Genomic DNA, 15,639 nt, shown 5'->3' on the forward strand with positions numbered 1-15,639 from the left:
GTGCTCGGCGGGCGGTCCGTTCCTGGAGCCGCCCGCCACCTGGGAAAGGAGTCCCCGCATGACCGCGCCCTACGGCGACGCTCCCGTGCCGCTGTCGGTCCTCGACCTCGCGACGATCGGCCCCGGAGGCGCGGTGGAGGCGCTGCGCACGACCGCCGAGCTGGCGGTCGAGGCCGAGCGGTGGGGGTATCGCCGATTCTGGGTGGGGGAGCACCACGGCATCCCGACGCTCGCGAGCTCCGCTCCGACGGTGCTCATCGCCCACCTGGCCGCGCGCACCGCCTCCATCCGGATCGGAGCGGGCGGCGTCATGCTGCCCAACCGCACCCCGCTCATCGTCGCCGAGGAGTTCGGGACGCTGGAGGCGCTGCACCCGGGCCGCATCGACCTCGGGGTCGGGCGAGCGCCTGGCGGCGAGCCTGCGACCGCCGCCGCGCTGCGCCGCAACCCCACCGACTTCGAGCACCAACTGTCCGAACTGATCGGCTTCCTCGACGACGCCTTCTCCAGCGACCATCCCTATGCGACGATCCGTGCGATACCCGGCCGCGTGCACCCCGATCGCGAGGCCGCGCCCGGCCTCGACTCGCGCCCGCCGATATGGATCCTCGGCACCGGGGAAGGCGGGGCCGGACTCGCGGCCCGCCTCGGGCTCCCATTCGCCTTCGCGCACCACCTCGCGCCCCGCCGCGGGGCCGCCGCGCTCACCGCATACCGGGAGCGGTTCGAGCCCTCGCCGGCACTGGACCGGCCGTACGCCCTCGTCTCCGTCGCGACCGCCGCCGCCGAGACCCACCGCGAGGGCCTTGCCCTGGCGAAGGCCTCCGGACTGGAACCGCCGGAGGTCGTCTGCGGCGACCCGGACGAGGTGCGCGGCGGCCTCGAAACCCTGGTCGGCGACCTCGGCGCGGACGAGCTGATGCTCCTCTCGCACCTCCCCGGCCCCGCCCGGCTGCGAAGCCACCGGCTCGTCGCCGGGGCGTTCGGCCTGGTGGCGCCGACGGCCGCGGCCGCTGAAGCCGCGGTGACGCCGACCTGAAGCACCGCCGCAGTGCCATCAGCGCATCGAAACCTCGAATCCAACGAAAGGCCCAGACATGACCATGATCGAGCTTCCCGTGATCGACACGCCGCCGCCGTCCATGAGCGACGACGAGTTCGACCTCGACGTCCGCGTCTCAGTGGGCGCCGACGCCGAGCTTCCGGAAGCGGGCTTCAGCTGCTCCTGGTACTCGTGCCGGGGAACGTGCTCGGGCAAGTCGCCCTGCATCGTCGCCTGCCAGGGCTCGCCGACCACCCAGTGCTGATCCGAACCCACGAACACGCCGCGGCGGCTCGCGCCGCCGCGGCGCCCCGGCCCGATTGAAACGAGGACCCTACATGAGCAGCAAGGCCGCCACCGGCGAAGCGATCGCGGGCATCGAGATCCCCGCCGGACTCCGCGGCGCCACCGAGGAAGCCGCGGAGGTCATCCTGCGGCGCCTGATGGACCGGGAAGTCGTCGCCGACGCGGTGCGCGAATCGGTGCGCCGGGCCGACTTCCCCTACCAGTGGGGCGGCGTGCCGCTGTACGGCGGCCACACCGGCCAGGCGCTCGTCTGCGACCAGGCCGCGCGGGCGCTGCCCGGCGAAGCCGAGCACTGGCGCGAGGCGACCCGCGCCTGGCTGCGCGAGGCCGTCGCCGGCACCCGCGACAAGCCGCTCGACGAGCCCGGCATCGGCTACGGCACCGCCGGACTCGCGCTGGCCGTCTCGCAGTGCGCCGTCGAGCAGCCGGGATTCCGCAAGACCGCGAACCGGATCGACGCCCGCCTGGCCGAGCAGGTCGCCAACCGGCCGGACCCGCGCCGCTTCGGCGGCGTCAACCGCGGCGCCTTCGACGCCATCCAGGGATCCGCCGGCATCCTCGGATACCTGGTCACCGTCGAGGAGCCCGACCCGGCCGTCACCGCCGCGATCGACGGCCTCATCGACGACCTGATCTGGCTGTGCACGCCAGAACCCGACGGCCGCCGACGCTGGATCGCCGCACCGGAGTACTACGTCATCCCCGGCGACCACGACCGGTTCCCCCACGGCTACCTCGACCTCGGCCTGGCGCACGGCATCTGCGGTCCGCTCGCGACCCTCAGCATGGCCTGGTCCGCCGGACACCGGCGGCCCGGGCAGCGCGAGGCGATCCACCGGACCGCCGACGACCTCGTCAGACTGTCGATCGCCGACGAGTGGGGCCGCAACTGGGCGCGCCTGTACGGCGTCGACGCGTCCGGCGTCCCCGACCGGCCGCTGGAGCCGCTCGGCCGCACCGCCTGGTGCTACGGCGCGCCCGGTGTGAGCTCGGCACTGCTCGATGCCGCCGATGCGCTCGGCAACGATGACTGGCGCGAGGTCGCCGTCGACGGCTTCCACACCGAGATGCGGCGGCTCCGCGACGGCAGCGGCCACATCGACGCGGCCACCCTGTGCCACGGCCTGTCCGGACCGCTGCTCATCGCCCAGAAGATCGCCGACCGGACCGGCGACGAGGCGATGCGCGGCGTCGTGCTCGAACTCGTCGAGCGCATCCTCGGCTACTGCGACTTCGACCTGCCGCTCGTCGTCCAGGAAATCCACATCGGAGCGCCCGGCATCCGGCTCGATAGTCCCGGCCTGCTCGACGGCGCCGCCGGTGTGGCTCTGGCACTGTGGTCGACGCTGCGACCGCAGGAGACCGCATGGCAGCGCGCCCTGCTGATCCGGTGACGATCCGAAAGGGAACGAACATGACCGAGCCGACGAGCGGCGGGCGCGCGTTCGCGGCCGCGGATTTCTTCATGGTCCGCGCCCCGCTCCTGCCCGCCGACGCCCTCTGGCCCGACCGCCCCGCCCCGAGCGGGCCGCCGGACCTGGACAGTTTGCGCGCCGAAGGCCGCCGAACGCTGCGGGAACTGGCGGCCGAGCCCCGGATCCGCCAGGCGCTGCACGCCGCGAGCCCGAGCCTGTACGCCGGCCTCACCGACGGCCGCACGGTCTCCGAGAAGCGCCGCGCCCGCAGCGACTCCACACTGCTGCGCTACCTGAGCCGGATGTCCGCCCGGCCCACCCCGCTCGGCCTGTTCGCCGGAGTCGGCATGGGGCGCTTCGGCTCCCGCACCGCCCTGGGCCTCGCCGCCGACCCGGTCGCCCGCACCCGCACCCGCGCCGACTCCGGCTGGCTGCTCCATCTCATCGCCGGACTCGAACGCGACCCGTCGCTCCGCGATGCGCTGCCGCTGCGCCGCAACGACCTGCTGTACCGGGTCGGCGACCGGGCCGTGCTGCCGCGCACCAGGACCGACCACAGCGACGACCAGCGCGTCGACCTGCGCCTGACGGCGCCCGCCGACCGCGCGGTCCGGCTCGCGGCCACCGGACTCGACCACGGCGACCTCGTCGCCGACCTCCTCCGAGCGTTCCCCGGCGCCGGCGAAGACCGCATCCGGGCCCTCCTGGCGCAGCTCTGGGACCTCAACATCCTCGGCAGCGACCTGCGGCCGCCGTGCAGCGCCCCGTTCCCTGAACGCCACCTCGCCGACCGGCTCGACCGATCCCCGGCGACCGCCGCCGCGGCCGCCGACCTGCGCGAAGCCGCCGAACTCCTCGGCGCCGTCGACGACGCGAACGGCCGCGCCGACGTGTCCGTCCTCGACAAGCTCACCGAATCGCAGCGGCGCCTCACCCCCGCCCACACCGGCCCCACCTACCAGACCGACACCGTCCTGGACCTGACCGGGGCCGCACTTCCCGCCCCGATCGCCGAAGCCGCCGCCGAAGCCGCCGAACTCCTGTTGCGCCTCGGCGGCACCGTCCCACGACCCGACCACATCGCCGCCTACCACCACATGTTCCTCGAGCACTACGGCGCGGGCACCGAGATCCCGCTCCTCGACGTCCTCAGCCCCGAGAAGGGCATCGACGCTCCGAACTCCTTCGTGTCCCCGGTCCGGTCCGCGCCGCTGCCGACCTTCGCGCGGCCGACCCCCGAACGGCGCGACCGCGCGCTCGTGCGCCTCCTCTCCGGCGCGCTCCGAGACGGCCGCCGCACCGTCGACCTGAACGACGACGACGTCGAGGACCTCACCGTCTGGCGCCCCGACCACCACACGTTCCGAGTCCCGCCCTCACTCGATGTGTACTTCCAGATCGCGGCGGCCTCCGCCGACGCCGTCGACGCCGGCGACTGGTCGATCGTGCTCAACACCGCCGGGATGTTCAAGGGCCTCCAGTCGTTCGGCCGCTTCGCCGACCTCTTCGGCGACGACCACCTGGCCGACCTCCGCGGCTTCGCGGCCGCCGAGGAGGCCGCGCTCCCCGACGCGATCGTCGCGGAGCTCAACTGCGAGCCCGCCCACGCCCGCGGCGGCAACCTCGTCGTCAGGCCGCCCGTCCGCGGATACGAGGTCAGCGTCAACGCCGCCCCGACCCTCCCCGCGGACCGCCAGATCGCGCTCGACGAGATCATGCTCGGCGCCACCGGCGACCGCTTCTACCTCTGGTCCCCGCGGCACGGCAGGGAGCTGCTGGTCGTCCAGAGCCAGGCCTACACCCGGTTCATGGCCGCCAATGCCTGCCGGGCCCTCCTCGAACTCTCGGCCGACGGTCTCGCGCCCCCCGCCCGCTTCGACTGGAGCATCGCCGAAGGCGCCCCCTTCCTGCCGCGCCTCACCAGGGGTCGAATCGTCCTCTCCCCGGCGCAGTGGCACCTCGACGAGGCCGCGCTCGACCGCCCCGCCGACCCCGACGCCTGCTACACCGCCGTCCAGCGCTGGCGGGAGGCCTGGCAGGTCCCCGCCCGCGTCCGCCTCGCCGCCGCGGACCGCCGCCTGCTCCTCGACCTCGACCATCCCCTTTGCACCGACGAGCTGCACCGGGAGATCGCCAAGAACGGGGCCGTCACCCTCCAGGAAGTCCTCCCCGACACACCCGACCTGTGGTTGCGCGACACCGATGACCGCAGATTCCACGCGGAGTTCGTCCTCCCCGTCAGAGCCCGATCGGCCATCGAGACCCGGGAGCCGATCCGCACCGATCCCCGCGGGCCCGCCCCGGCGCGCCGCCTCACCGCGGGCTCCGAGTGGACGCACCTCAAGCTCTACGCCGCCTCCGACCGGCACGCCGACCTCTTGACAGGGCCCGTCGCCGAGCTGGCGCAGGAACTGCGTGACTCCGGCGCTGTCGACCGCTGGTTCTACATCAGGTACTTCGATCCGCTCCCGCACCTGCGGCTCCGGTTCCACGCCGCCGCCCCTGACGTCAGGGAGCGCATCTCGGCCCGGCTCGCCGCCTGGAGCGGCTCGCTCGTCGCCTCCGAGGCCGCGTTCGACACGGCCCTAGTGAGCTACGACCGCGAGACGCACCGCTACGGCGGCCCGGACGCGATCGAAATGCTTGAAATGGTCTTCGCCGCCAACAGCGACACCTGCGTCCAGCTCATGCGCCTCGCCGCCGCCCACGACGATCTCGAACCGGAGCTGCTCGGCGCGCTCGCGCTCCAACGCCTCTGCGCCGACTGGGGCGCCGACGCCGACGCCATCGCCGTCGAGACCCTCGGCCAGGACGTCTCCGAAGCCGGACGCAGCCGCTTCCGCACCCTGCGGCCGCTCCTGTGTGAACTCACCGCCCCCGGCCAGCCCGGCCGCGACCCGCGCGCCGCCCGCTACCGGCCGTTCCTCGACGCGGTCTTCGAACGCCAGGCCCCGGTCCTCGCCGACGCCGGGCGCGCCTACCGCGCCCTCGCCGACCGCGGTGGCGCCTCCCGCAGCGAGCGCAACCTCCTCGAAAGCCTCATGCACATGCAGTGCAACCGGCTCCTCGGTGCCGACCGCACCAAAGAGGAGACCGCCCGGGAACTGTGGGCACTGGCCCACCGCGCCATCCGCGGGCGCCCGGCGCCTTCGGAGCGGCAGTGACCTTCCGGGCCGCGCTCACCGCGCTGCGACCGCACCTGCGGGGCCGGCGGCGCCTCCTGCTCGCCGTGGTCGCCCTGTCCGTCCTCGGGGCCGGGGCGACGCTCGCGCAGCCGCTGGCAACGCGCTCGCTCCTGTCCGCGCTCGACGGCGACGGTCCTGTGGGGCCGCGCGTCGCCGTGCTCGCGGCGCTCGCCATCGCCGCCGCGCTCCTGACCGCGGCGCAACAGTACGCGCTCCAGAGGGCGGCCGGGGGACTGGTCCTGTCCACGCGGCGCCGCCTCGTCGACCACCTCCTGCGGATACCGGTCGCCGAGTTCGACCGCCGCCGGACCGGCGACCTCCTCGCGCGAGTCGGGCTCGACACGAGCCTGATCCAGGCGGTGCTCACCACCGGCGTCCTCGACATCGCCGCGGGCCTGCTCGTCGTATCGGGCGCGGTCGCGATGATGCTCCTGCTGGACCCGCTGATGTTCGTCATCACACTCGTCGGCCTGGCGGGCATGGCCGTCGGCGTCCTGGTGATGCCCCGCGTCCGCGCCGCCGCCGAACGGACCCAGGAGCACCTCGGGGAGATGACCGCGGATGTGGAGCGCGCACTCTCCGCCGTCCGCACCGTCAAGGCATGGAACGCGGAACGGCGCGAGAGCGCCGTCGTCGCCGCGTCCGCCCAACGCGCCTACGAGGCCGGACTGCGGCTCGCCGCGCTCCACGCCCGGCTCGGCCCGACCGTGAACGCCGCGTCCCAAGGGGCGCTGCTGCTCGTGCTCGCGGTGGGCGGGGCCCGAGTGGCCGGCGGCCAGATGACGGTCGGCGACCTCGTCGCGTTCGTGATGTTCCTGTTCCTCCTCGCGATGCCGGTCAACGAGGCGATCGGCGCGATCGCCCAGATGCAGACCGGCCTCGCGGCCCTCGGCCGCGTCGAGGAGCTCATGCGCCTCCCCGTCGAGGCCCGCGACCGGCCCACCGCGCCCGCACCCCCCGAACCGGACGGATCCGCGATCCGGTTCGACCGCGTCCACTTCGCATACCACGACGCCGCGCCCCTGCTGGACGACGTCGACTTCGCCGTGCCGCGCGGCTCCCGCGTCGCAGTCGTCGGCCCTTCCGGCGCAGGGAAGTCCACTTTGCTCGCCCTCGTCGAGCGGTTCTACGACCCCGGCTCCGGAAGGGTGCTCGTCGACGGCGTCGACGTCCGGCACCGGTCGGTCAAGGACCTGCGCCGCCGCATCGCCTACGTCGAGCAGGACACGCCGGTGCTCGCAGGCTCCCTCCGCGACAACCTCCGGCTCGCCGCCCCCGGCGCGAACGACGCGGGCCTGCTCGCCGTCCTCGGCCGCGTCGGCCTCCGCGGCCTCGCCGAGCGCTCGCCGCTCGGACTGGACGCACCGGTCGGCGACGGCGGCGTCCTGCTCTCGGGCGGCGAACGCCAACGCCTCGCACTGGCCCGCGCACTGCTCTCACCCGCACCGATCCTGCTGATGGATGAGCCCACGAGCAACCTCGACGCGCGCAGCGAAGGCGCCGTGCGCGACGCCATCGCCGCGACCGCCACCCACCGAACCGTCCTGATCGTCGCCCACCGGTTGTCCACAGTGACCGACGCGGACCGCATCGTCGTCCTCGACTCCGGTCGCGTCATCGGCGACGGACCGCACGAGGCGCTCGTGGAGACCTGCGGCCTCTACCGCGACCTCCTGCGTCGCCAACTGCTGCTGCCCGCCGCATGACGGCCGCCGTGGTGAAACCCGGTACCCGCCTCCCCGCTGGAGTTCAGGCCGCGGCCATGCCGACCGCGATCGTGACGCAACGTTGAAGCGGGTCTGAAACCGCTGATTGCGACGCTCGACGCCCACCGATCCGAACGTCCGCGCAACAGCGCGGGCCCACGAGAAGGAAGCAATCCATGGGCAGAAAGACGATCGCGACGGCGCTGATGGCGCTGGGAATCCTCGCCGGGCTGACCGGCACCGCCTCCGCCGCGGAGCAGGCTTCGGCCGGCACGCACGATACGGTGTCGCCGATGGCGGTCTGGTACACCCACAGCTACCACGAGGCGTCGTACGAGTGCGACCAGACTGGCTACGAGCTCGTGTCGGCAGGGTTGGTCCAGGCGTACACCTGCAAGCAGGACGGGCCGTACCCGCAGAAGCCCTGGAGGCTCCGCGTCCTCGACTAGGGGGTTCCGGACTGGGTCGAGGCCGCCGATGCGAACTTCGACCCAGTCCGGTCGAGCGGCGGTCATCACCCGGGACCGCCCGGCCCGGCGAGGCGCAGCCCTGACCCGGAGACGGTTGGAAAACGCTGGAATCCCGCGGCGAATCGGTTGTCAGCATCGAAACCACCGCGCAGACCGATCCCCTGAAGGCGGCCCCTTGACGATGACACGATCGACCTCCTCCGGATCGAAGGTCCTCAGCGAACTCACCGCCTGGCTGCGGGCGTACCTGGACCGCACGGGCGAATCGCCTGAGGCGGTCGCGGCCGGACTGGGCGTTCCCGTCGGACTGCTCCGCTCCTGGCTCGCCGGAGAACGGATCACCGAGGGCGACAACGAGTTCGCGCACCTGGACACGTCGGCGAAGTTCGGCGAGTGGCTGCGCGCCCACATCGCCGCTTCGGGCTGCTCGGTACGGGACATCGCCGACGCCACCCCCGAAGTCAGTCTCAGCACCCTCTACAACTGGATCCGCGGCGACCACCTCCCGCCCCCGCCCACCGGCGAGGAACCCGACCGGCTCGACCTGGTCCTGCGCAACCCCCTCCTGAACCTGAGCCTGCGCCAGCGAATCCAGCTCGACGAGATCCGCCGCCGCCTTCTCGGCGTCTCTGTGCGCACCGTCGGCCTCGAATCGGGCTGGCCGACCCGCGGCCTCCCGGCCGACATCCGCTCTTTCACCGGGCGCGCGGCCGAGCTGCGGCAACTCGACCGGCTGCTGCTGGAGTACGTGCGCCACCGCGGCCCGGCCGCGTTCGTGCTCACCGGCACTGGCGGCGTGGGCAAGACCGCGCTGGCCGTGCACTGGGCCCGCGCCCGCGAGGTGCGCGCCACGCTCGCTGACGGGTGCCTCTTCCTCAATCTGAACGGCTACGCCGAGCGCTCCCCGATGCGTCCCGACGACGCACTCACCAGCCTGATGATCCAACTCGGCGTCGAACCGCGCGACATCCCCGACGACCCGGGCGCGAAGTCGGCGATGTACCAGGAACGGCTCGCCGGTAGGCGACTGCTGCTCGTCCTCGACAATGCCCACAGCGAACCCCAAGTCCGCCCACTGCTGCCGACCGAGCCCGGATGCCTGGCGGTCATCACCAGCCGCAGCGCCCTGCACGGCCTTGCCGCCACCGACCCGAACGTCCGCTCGCTGAACCTACGGCCACTCACCGGCCCCGAGGCGGGTTCGCTGCTGCGGCGCCTGCTCGGACGCCTGGCGACCGGGGCCGCCACGGAGACCGCGATCGACACGCTTGCACGGGTCTGTGACAATCTCCCGCTCGCGCTCACCATCGCGGCCGCGAACTACCTGAACCACCACTGGCGCACCACCGGCATCGACGCCTACGCTACCGCCCTCGCGGAAGGGCGCGCCGAACTCGCGGTCGGCCCGACCGACCCCGGCACGGCCGTCACCACCGCGCTCGACCACTCCTACCGGCACCTCGATGATGAAGCCCGCCGCACCTACCGCCTGCTCGGACTCCACCCCGGACCCGACTTCGCGGTCGAGGCCGCCGCGAGTCTCACCGCACTGCCTGTCGAACGGACGCGGACGCTGCTGACCGAACTCGTCCAGTCGAACCTGCTCACCACCACAGCGGACGACCGATACGGCTTCCACGACCTGATCCGCGACCACGCCCGCGGCATCTCCCAGCGCACCGACGCTGACCAGGAGCGAAAGGCCGCGCAGCAGCGCCTGCTCGACCATTACGTCCACACCTCGTACACCGCCGACCGACTCCTCGACCCCGCCAGGGACGACGTGCCCCCTGCCGAGGCCGAACCGGGCACGGCGACAAAGGAACTGCGCGACCTCGACGAAGCGAACGCGTGGGTCGGCGGCGAACGACCCGCGCTGATCGCGGCGGCCGCGCATGCCGAACGGCACGGGTTCGACGACCACTGCTGGCGGATCGCCTGGAACCTTGCGGTGTACCAGTTCAAGGCCGGACTGTGGCACGAGATGGCCGATGTCTGGACCACCGCCTCGGCCGCCGCCGACCGGATCGGCGACACACTCGTCCGGGCCCGCTGCCACCGCATGCTCAGCTACGTCTATAACAGCCTGGCCCGGCTGGACGAAGCCCGCACCGAACTGGAAGCGGCCATTCAGCTCAGCGAGTCGGCCGGCGACGACGCCGGTGTCGCCCACGCGCTCCGCTCGCTCGGCCGCGTCGCAGGCGACCAGGGCCGCCACGCCGACGCCGTCGCGACCTACCGCCGCGCGTACGAACTGTTCGACCGAAGCGGGCACTGGGAAGGTCTGGCCACCACCCTCAGCTCAATCGGCTGGCACCTCGCGAAACTCGGCGACTTCGAGCAGTCCGTCGACTACTGCTCGCGCGCGCTCACAGGCCTCCGCGCGGCGGGAGACCGGTTCGGTGAGGCCGCCACACTCGACAGTCTCGGCTACGCCTACCACCACTTCGGCCGGCACCGCCTCGCCGTCCGCCATTTCCGGCAGTCGATCGAGCAGTACCGGTTCATCGGCGAACGCCACGGCACGGCCATCGCGCTGACCAACTTCGGTGACCTGCTCGCCTCGATCGACCACCCCGAGATGGCGCGCGGACTATGGCGACAGGCACTCGCCGTCCTCGACGAACTCGACCATCCCGACGCCGCCGGGGTCCGCGAAAGGCTCGGAGGCTCAGGCGCCGCCCGCGGGGACTGAGCCGAGGTGGGGCCGGGGCCTCGAATCGGCCCCAGCCCTGGCGCTCCGGCCGGTGACAGCGGATAAGTGACCTGGACGAGGCCGACAAGGCCGTCGTCGAGGAGGGCGCGGTTGAGGGAGAAACTCCCCTGGGAGCGCAATGGCGCCTAAGGCTCGGCTTCGAGCCGGGCGACAACGTCGACGGTGTCGCCCTTGACGACCGTGCCGTCGGGCCGGTCAAGGGGGCCCCGAGTCGGGAGGAGACCACGGTGGCGGGGAGGTCGCGCATACGGATGCCCAGGCGACGGGAACATTGATGCCATTGGTGTTGCCGTCGAGCATCTGGACGAGCTCCCGATAGGTACTGGCACCGAAGACCATTCGCTGATCCCCGCTGTAGGGCGCGAGACGATGGGCGAGGCGTTCGGGTCCGTCGAAGGTGTAGGTCGCTGTCACGGTGTGCTCCTTCCGCTCGGTGGCGCGGTCGCGCTCGTGCAAGGGAATTACACCCGCGGCGTGCGGTCACCGAAAGGCGCTGCTGCAATCCGCTGGAATACCGCGGGGAGGCCTCCATGCGTTACCCGTGAAGTCGCTCTGCGCGAGAGGGGCGAACTCGCCCTCGCCTGGTCGTCGTACGGCCCAAGCGGTCTTCGAATCCCGAGAGCGTCACGATTTCGAACCGGCAAGCGATTTGGCGGTCGGGTTCCACCGCGGCGCTCTTGGCCGGTCTGCTCACCGAGGACGCCCACTGGGTCAGGCTCGCCGAAGGCCGCCGCTCGCGGCGTCCGCGATCGTCACCGCTGAGGCGGTCGTGCCGGTGCCCGTGGACGGCTCCCACTGGGCGAGTATCGACGCCCACCTGGATGACTCGGGCGCCGCCCCGTTGTCCGAGCGGCGCGCTGTTCTGGCGATCGGATCGAACCGATCCCTATCTACCTTGTGCCGGAAATACGCCCGCGTACCAGGCTGGGTCCTGCCGACGTTGCGCGTGACCGTCGCCGGGCTCGAGGTCGGCCACGCCGCGGCGTGTCCGGGCCGGGTTGGATCCCATGGGCGCCCAAAGCCGGCGACCTCGGCGTTCGCTGCTCGTACGAGGTGCCGTTCTTCGACGTCGAAACGCTCGCCGTCTTGGACGCGACGGAACCCAACTACCACCGGAGCGCGCTGCCAGCTGAGCGTGACGTGCGGCTGGAGGACGGGCAGGTCCTCGAAGGCGTTGACCTGTACCGCTCCTAGCACTGCCTCATCTGCGGACCGGACGGCACTGCCGTTCCCGCTGGCGGACAGGCGCAAGCGCTTGAGCTTGTCGCGGCCGCGCTCGGCCGAACCGTCACCCACGCTGACCTTGCCACCGACGCCAACCTGCGCGAACAAGCCCGGGAAGCACTCGCGGCCACGGCAGTCGGCGACGGGCTCACGGCCGTGACCACACACGCACCATGACCACGTTCAAGGTGATCGCCACCGACCTCGACCGAACACTGCTCGGTCCCGGCGGCATCATTACCCCCAGAGCCCTGGCTGCACGCGCCCGCGGCATTGCCACCGTCGCGGTCACTGCACGCCCACACCCGGCCTTCGCAGTGTGCGTGGGCCGCCGACGTCTTCGATGCCGCCATCTGCGCTGGCGGGACGACCGTTTGGAACCCCGCGGCCGGGCCGCCACAGTCGAGCACACCGTGGACCGCGCCGCAGCCGCGGCAGCTCGAACTTGCTGCGGGCCTGGGCCAGGTCCACGGACTTCTCCGCAGCGGCACGAGCAGAATGCTGTTGGGGCCAGCCTAATTGGGCCTCCTCACGAGAATCCACGAGGAGCTACCTCACCCGCTTTCTCGCTGCCCCAACACTTATCGGACTGCTGCATCATCGGCCCTGACGCGGAGCTACCAGGAGTGGGCGGAGGATTCGAGCAGGGCCAGGTATTCGGGGTCGATGTCGCCGGTGGCGGCGAGTTGTTTGGCGCGGGTGAGGCATTCGCGTCGGAAGGTCGGGTCGGGGCTGGCGGCGGCATGGGCTGCTGCGAGGAAGCACACCTGGGCCGGGTCGATGCCGGCGCGGGGGAGGCCGTGGGCGCGGATCTGTTCGGTGAACCACTGGGTGAAGTCTTCGAGCGTGCGTCGGGCGAGGAAGGCGTGGCTGCGTGCGAGGTCGTCGGCGGTGAGGTCGTCGCCGGCCATGTGGCGGCGGTGGGCGTCCTCGCACTCGCCTCGGCCGTCGAGCCCGGTCTCCTCCAACGCCAGGAGCGCGGCCGCGATGTCCCACGGCGGGCCTTCGGCCTCAGCGTGGTCGGCGTGGTCGCCGGGGCTGGTGCTGAAGGCGGCGGCGAGGTTCGGGCCGTAGGGGACGGGGTCGATGGTGCCTGCGGGGGTGCCGATTGTGGTGCGGCGGACGCGGAATGCGCCGCGGTAGGGCGGAATCTCGCCGAAGAGGGTCGTCGTGACCGGTTCCAGGACTTGGGTGTCGACGCCGGTGAGCGGTCCGAGTTCGTCCCAGCCCCATTCGCGGAGCAGTGAGCCGGTGACCGGCATCCCTTGGAAGTGCGGGAGTTGCTGCGGCGGCGTGAGGTAGTCGCTCCGAGCGGGGTCGCGGGAGGCTGCGATGGCGAGCGTGTGTGTCTCGGTAAAGCCGGTGTCGGTGGTCGTGATGACTTGGTCGAGGACGGCCCAGGCCCAGTCGGGGAGTGCGGTATCGGTCTCGCCCACAACGGCACCCCTTCTCATCGCGGTCAAGCCAGGATCGTAGCAATGCGGTTACGTTCCCGTCCGTGTCGATTCTCCGTTTCGGTCTGTCGCAGCATGATGGTCCCGGCGGCTTCCGTCCGGATGTCGATGCGGTGGCTGAACCGGGCAGACGGCTGGCTTTCATGACGCCAGTGCCGTGCCACACTTGTTGGCGGGGCTCGGCTCTGCGGCGCTGTGGTCGGCTGGTGAATGTGGACCAAGCTACCGAGGCAGGCTGGGAGCGACTGCGGGCCACAAGATGGAACCCTCCAACGCCTACATCATATCGACGTTCGTGAAGGTGTCGCATGTGTGGAATTCGGGCCTTGGCATGCGCGGTAGCCTCCACCGTGCCGGGTTTGAACAGTTGTGGGTCGCTGCCCGGGCTGGCATGTCGCGGATGCAGCTCGTGACCGAGTTCGGTGTTAGCCGCAGGGCGACCTATTGATCAAGGCCGGTGGAGTCTGATGCTGTGGTGCTATCGGACTGCGTGGCCGAGCAACCTGCGGTAACCCGTGCGCAAGCCGAGGGAATATCGACTTCTCAACAGGGTCTCGCCTTCATCACATCCTCAGAACGACTTGTGAGGCGCGAGAGTGCAACTGCACCTTGTGCGCCTTCGTGGATTTTGAAGCACTTTGTGTCCCAACTAAGGAGGACCCTATGCGACTGCGATTGGGCTTAGCATCAGTACATGTTGGAGCTTACGGACGACGCAGCATCCGGACCGACGGTCGGTGGAGGAGATGGAGCGTTGGCTGAGTTCTCCGCGCTACGCCAAGAGATCCTAGAGCGGGTCAAGGCCCAACAGCAGTTGTTGACCTTGCAACTGACTGTGACCGCCACCATCTTCGGTTTTGCGATTTCACGACCAGACATGACCGCAGTGCTTCTCATCGTGCCGTTCAGCTCGTATCTGCTGTGCGGGCGACTGGTTTCCCAGCACTTCGGGACCGTCCGCGTGGCCGAGTTCATCCGGGACCATCTGAGTAAAAGGGTTCCAGGTGGCCTTCACTGGGAGACATGGCTGCGACAGTCGCACCCGAAACCGCACCTACTTGGATCGCTGCTGCCTTTGCTCTTGACGTTCGGCGGGGCGAGCGCACTAGGGCTAGCGTCGACCCTTGGCCATGTATTCGGAAACAGCGGCGTGGACATGGGCCTCCGTGTCGGTCTTATCGCGGTGTGGATCGTCGGCCTGGCTACCGCCGTTCTATCGGTCATGCTGGTCCTGCAAATGACCGGACGGGCACCGGTCCGTGCATGGCGGCAAACCTGCCTGTTCTAAGAGCTTGTCTCAGTTGGTGAGTTTCTTGTGGCAGGTGAGGGCTGCTGCGGGGGCGAGGAATGCGGTGAACACGTGATCCGGCCCGGCGGAACGCGGTGCGCGAGGCGAGGCGGCCACAGCATGGCGCTCTCGCCACGGGACGTCATTCGGCGCGGATGTACGTCGAGTCGTAGCCGTCCGACGTCCAGGCGAGCGTGTCGCCGTCGGCTTGGACGGTCACCTCCGCGGTGAACTCGTAATCCTCGGCGCCGGTCTCGTCCTGCGAGTCCTCCGACGGCGTGAACTCGATCGTGAACGTCGAATCGGACGAGGGGACGGCGGTGCCCTCCCAGTAGTCCACGATGGTGCCCTCGGTGGTGTATTTCGCGTAGCCCGAGGCGTCGATGGTCAGGGTCGAGGCCTCGGGTGGTGCGGCGTCCAGGTTCCAGGTTCCCTCAAGGTCGCCCACGCCCTCGGAGGTCGGGTCCTCCTCGGCGGGTGTGGAGGTCGCGTCGGCAGGGGTGGAGGTCTCGGCGGGCGCGGAGCTCGCAGTCTCCTCGGGAGACTCGCTGGTGCAGGCGGTCAGTGCGACGGCGGCGGCCATTCCCGCGGCTGCGGCAATCGTCCGAACGTGGTGCGAGAGTGCAATCATGCCCGGATTGTACTTAAGCGCGGCAACCGTTTCTGGGTCGAGACCTCGCGCCGCCGAACCACGATCCCGGCAGGCGGCCCGAGTCGAAATGCCTTCGGCGCCACTGCCCGAAGACGCCGGTGTGACGGCAAGGCTGCAAATCCGGCTGTACGACAATGATTCTGTGTGGGCCATCGGAAATACCCACACAACAGCCGGGAAG

At 71.0% G+C, this 15,639-nt stretch carries 11 protein-coding genes; 8 read left to right on the top strand and 3 right to left on the bottom strand.

The genetic code is table 11. The features are described 5' to 3' along the window. The first annotated feature begins 58 nt into the window (after positions 1-58). From BLQ63_RS12485 to BLQ63_RS12510, 7 genes are all read left to right on the top strand, one after another. Entirely contained in the window at positions 59-1,039 is a 981-nt protein-coding gene (locus BLQ63_RS12485; protein WP_091034625.1) for an LLM class flavin-dependent oxidoreductase, read from the top strand. 58 nt (positions 1,040-1,097) lie between these two features. Beyond that, complete coding sequence (locus BLQ63_RS27805) at positions 1,098-1,307, top strand: FDLD family class I lanthipeptide (RefSeq protein WP_143014862.1); 210 nt, start codon at positions 1,098-1,100, stop codon at positions 1,305-1,307. Positions 1,308-1,380: 73 nt separating this feature from the next. Next, complete coding sequence (locus tag BLQ63_RS12490) at positions 1,381-2,742, top strand: lanthionine synthetase C family protein (protein WP_091034905.1); 1,362 nt, start codon at positions 1,381-1,383, stop codon at positions 2,740-2,742. 20 nt (positions 2,743-2,762) lie between these two features. Next, positions 2,763-5,927 carry a lantibiotic dehydratase gene (locus BLQ63_RS12495; RefSeq protein ID WP_177154903.1) on the top strand — a complete coding sequence of 1,055 codons (3,165 nt, stop codon included), beginning with the start codon at positions 2,763-2,765 and terminating at the stop codon, positions 5,925-5,927. Next, complete coding sequence (locus BLQ63_RS12500) at positions 5,924-7,654, top strand: ABC transporter ATP-binding protein (protein ID WP_091034632.1); 1,731 nt, start codon at positions 5,924-5,926, stop codon at positions 7,652-7,654. Before BLQ63_RS12495 ends, BLQ63_RS12500 begins: the two co-directional genes overlap by 4 nt. A 176-nt stretch (positions 7,655-7,830) precedes the next feature. After that, positions 7,831-8,103: a hypothetical protein gene (locus BLQ63_RS12505; RefSeq protein ID WP_091034635.1), complete on the top strand. Its 273-nt coding sequence runs from the start codon at positions 7,831-7,833 to the stop codon at positions 8,101-8,103. 202 nt (positions 8,104-8,305) lie between these two features. Beyond that, entirely contained in the window at positions 8,306-10,819 is a 2,514-nt protein-coding gene (locus BLQ63_RS12510; protein WP_245680959.1) for an ATP-binding protein, read from the top strand. A 216-nt stretch (positions 10,820-11,035) separates the two neighbouring features. Here the strand turns inward: BLQ63_RS12510 and BLQ63_RS29945 are convergent, their stop codons facing one another. Both BLQ63_RS29945 and BLQ63_RS12515 read right to left on the bottom strand, forming a co-directional pair. Further along, positions 11,036-11,254, bottom strand: coding sequence for a hypothetical protein (locus BLQ63_RS29945; protein WP_143014863.1), 219 nt, complete (start codon positions 11,252-11,254; stop codon positions 11,036-11,038). A 1,427-nt stretch (positions 11,255-12,681) separates the two neighbouring features. After that, the gene (locus BLQ63_RS12515; RefSeq protein ID WP_091034641.1) at positions 12,682-13,500 is read right to left on the bottom strand and encodes a hypothetical protein; all 819 of its coding nucleotides are present in this window, start codon (positions 13,498-13,500) and stop codon (positions 12,682-12,684) included. Positions 13,501-14,272: 772 nt separating this feature from the next. Here BLQ63_RS12515 and BLQ63_RS12525 point away from each other — a divergent pair. Beyond that, a complete protein-coding gene (locus BLQ63_RS12525) occupies positions 14,273-14,806 on the top strand; it encodes a hypothetical protein (protein ID WP_091034647.1) in 534 nt (177 codons plus the stop codon). A 142-nt stretch (positions 14,807-14,948) separates the two neighbouring features. On the opposite strand, the gene BLQ63_RS12530 is transcribed toward BLQ63_RS12525, so the two are convergent. Beyond that, a complete protein-coding gene (locus tag BLQ63_RS12530; RefSeq protein WP_143014864.1) occupies positions 14,949-15,437 on the bottom strand; it encodes a hypothetical protein in 489 nt (162 codons plus the stop codon). Positions 15,438-15,639 lie beyond the last annotated feature (202 nt).

The sequence above is a fragment of the Glycomyces harbinensis genome (assembly GCF_900101745.1).
GTDB classification, from domain to species: domain Bacteria; phylum Actinomycetota; class Actinomycetes; order Mycobacteriales; family Micromonosporaceae; genus Glycomyces; species Glycomyces harbinensis.

Coding starts and splice junctions, on each gene's coding strand:
- BLQ63_RS12505 (WP_091034635.1), top strand. CDS start 7,831: ATGGGCAGAAAGACGATCGCGACGGCGCTGATGGCGCTGGGAATCCTC.
- BLQ63_RS12490 (WP_091034905.1), top strand. CDS start 1,381: ATGAGCAGCAAGGCCGCCACCGGCGAAGCGATCGCGGGCATCGAGATC.
- BLQ63_RS12530 (WP_143014864.1), bottom strand. CDS start 15,437: ATGATTGCACTCTCGCACCACGTTCGGACGATTGCCGCAGCCGCGGGA.
- BLQ63_RS12510 (WP_245680959.1), top strand. CDS start 8,306: ATGACACGATCGACCTCCTCCGGATCGAAGGTCCTCAGCGAACTCACC.
- BLQ63_RS12495 (WP_177154903.1), top strand. CDS start 2,763: ATGACCGAGCCGACGAGCGGCGGGCGCGCGTTCGCGGCCGCGGATTTC.
- BLQ63_RS27805 (WP_143014862.1), top strand. CDS start 1,098: ATGACCATGATCGAGCTTCCCGTGATCGACACGCCGCCGCCGTCCATG.
- BLQ63_RS12485 (WP_091034625.1), top strand. CDS start 59: ATGACCGCGCCCTACGGCGACGCTCCCGTGCCGCTGTCGGTCCTCGAC.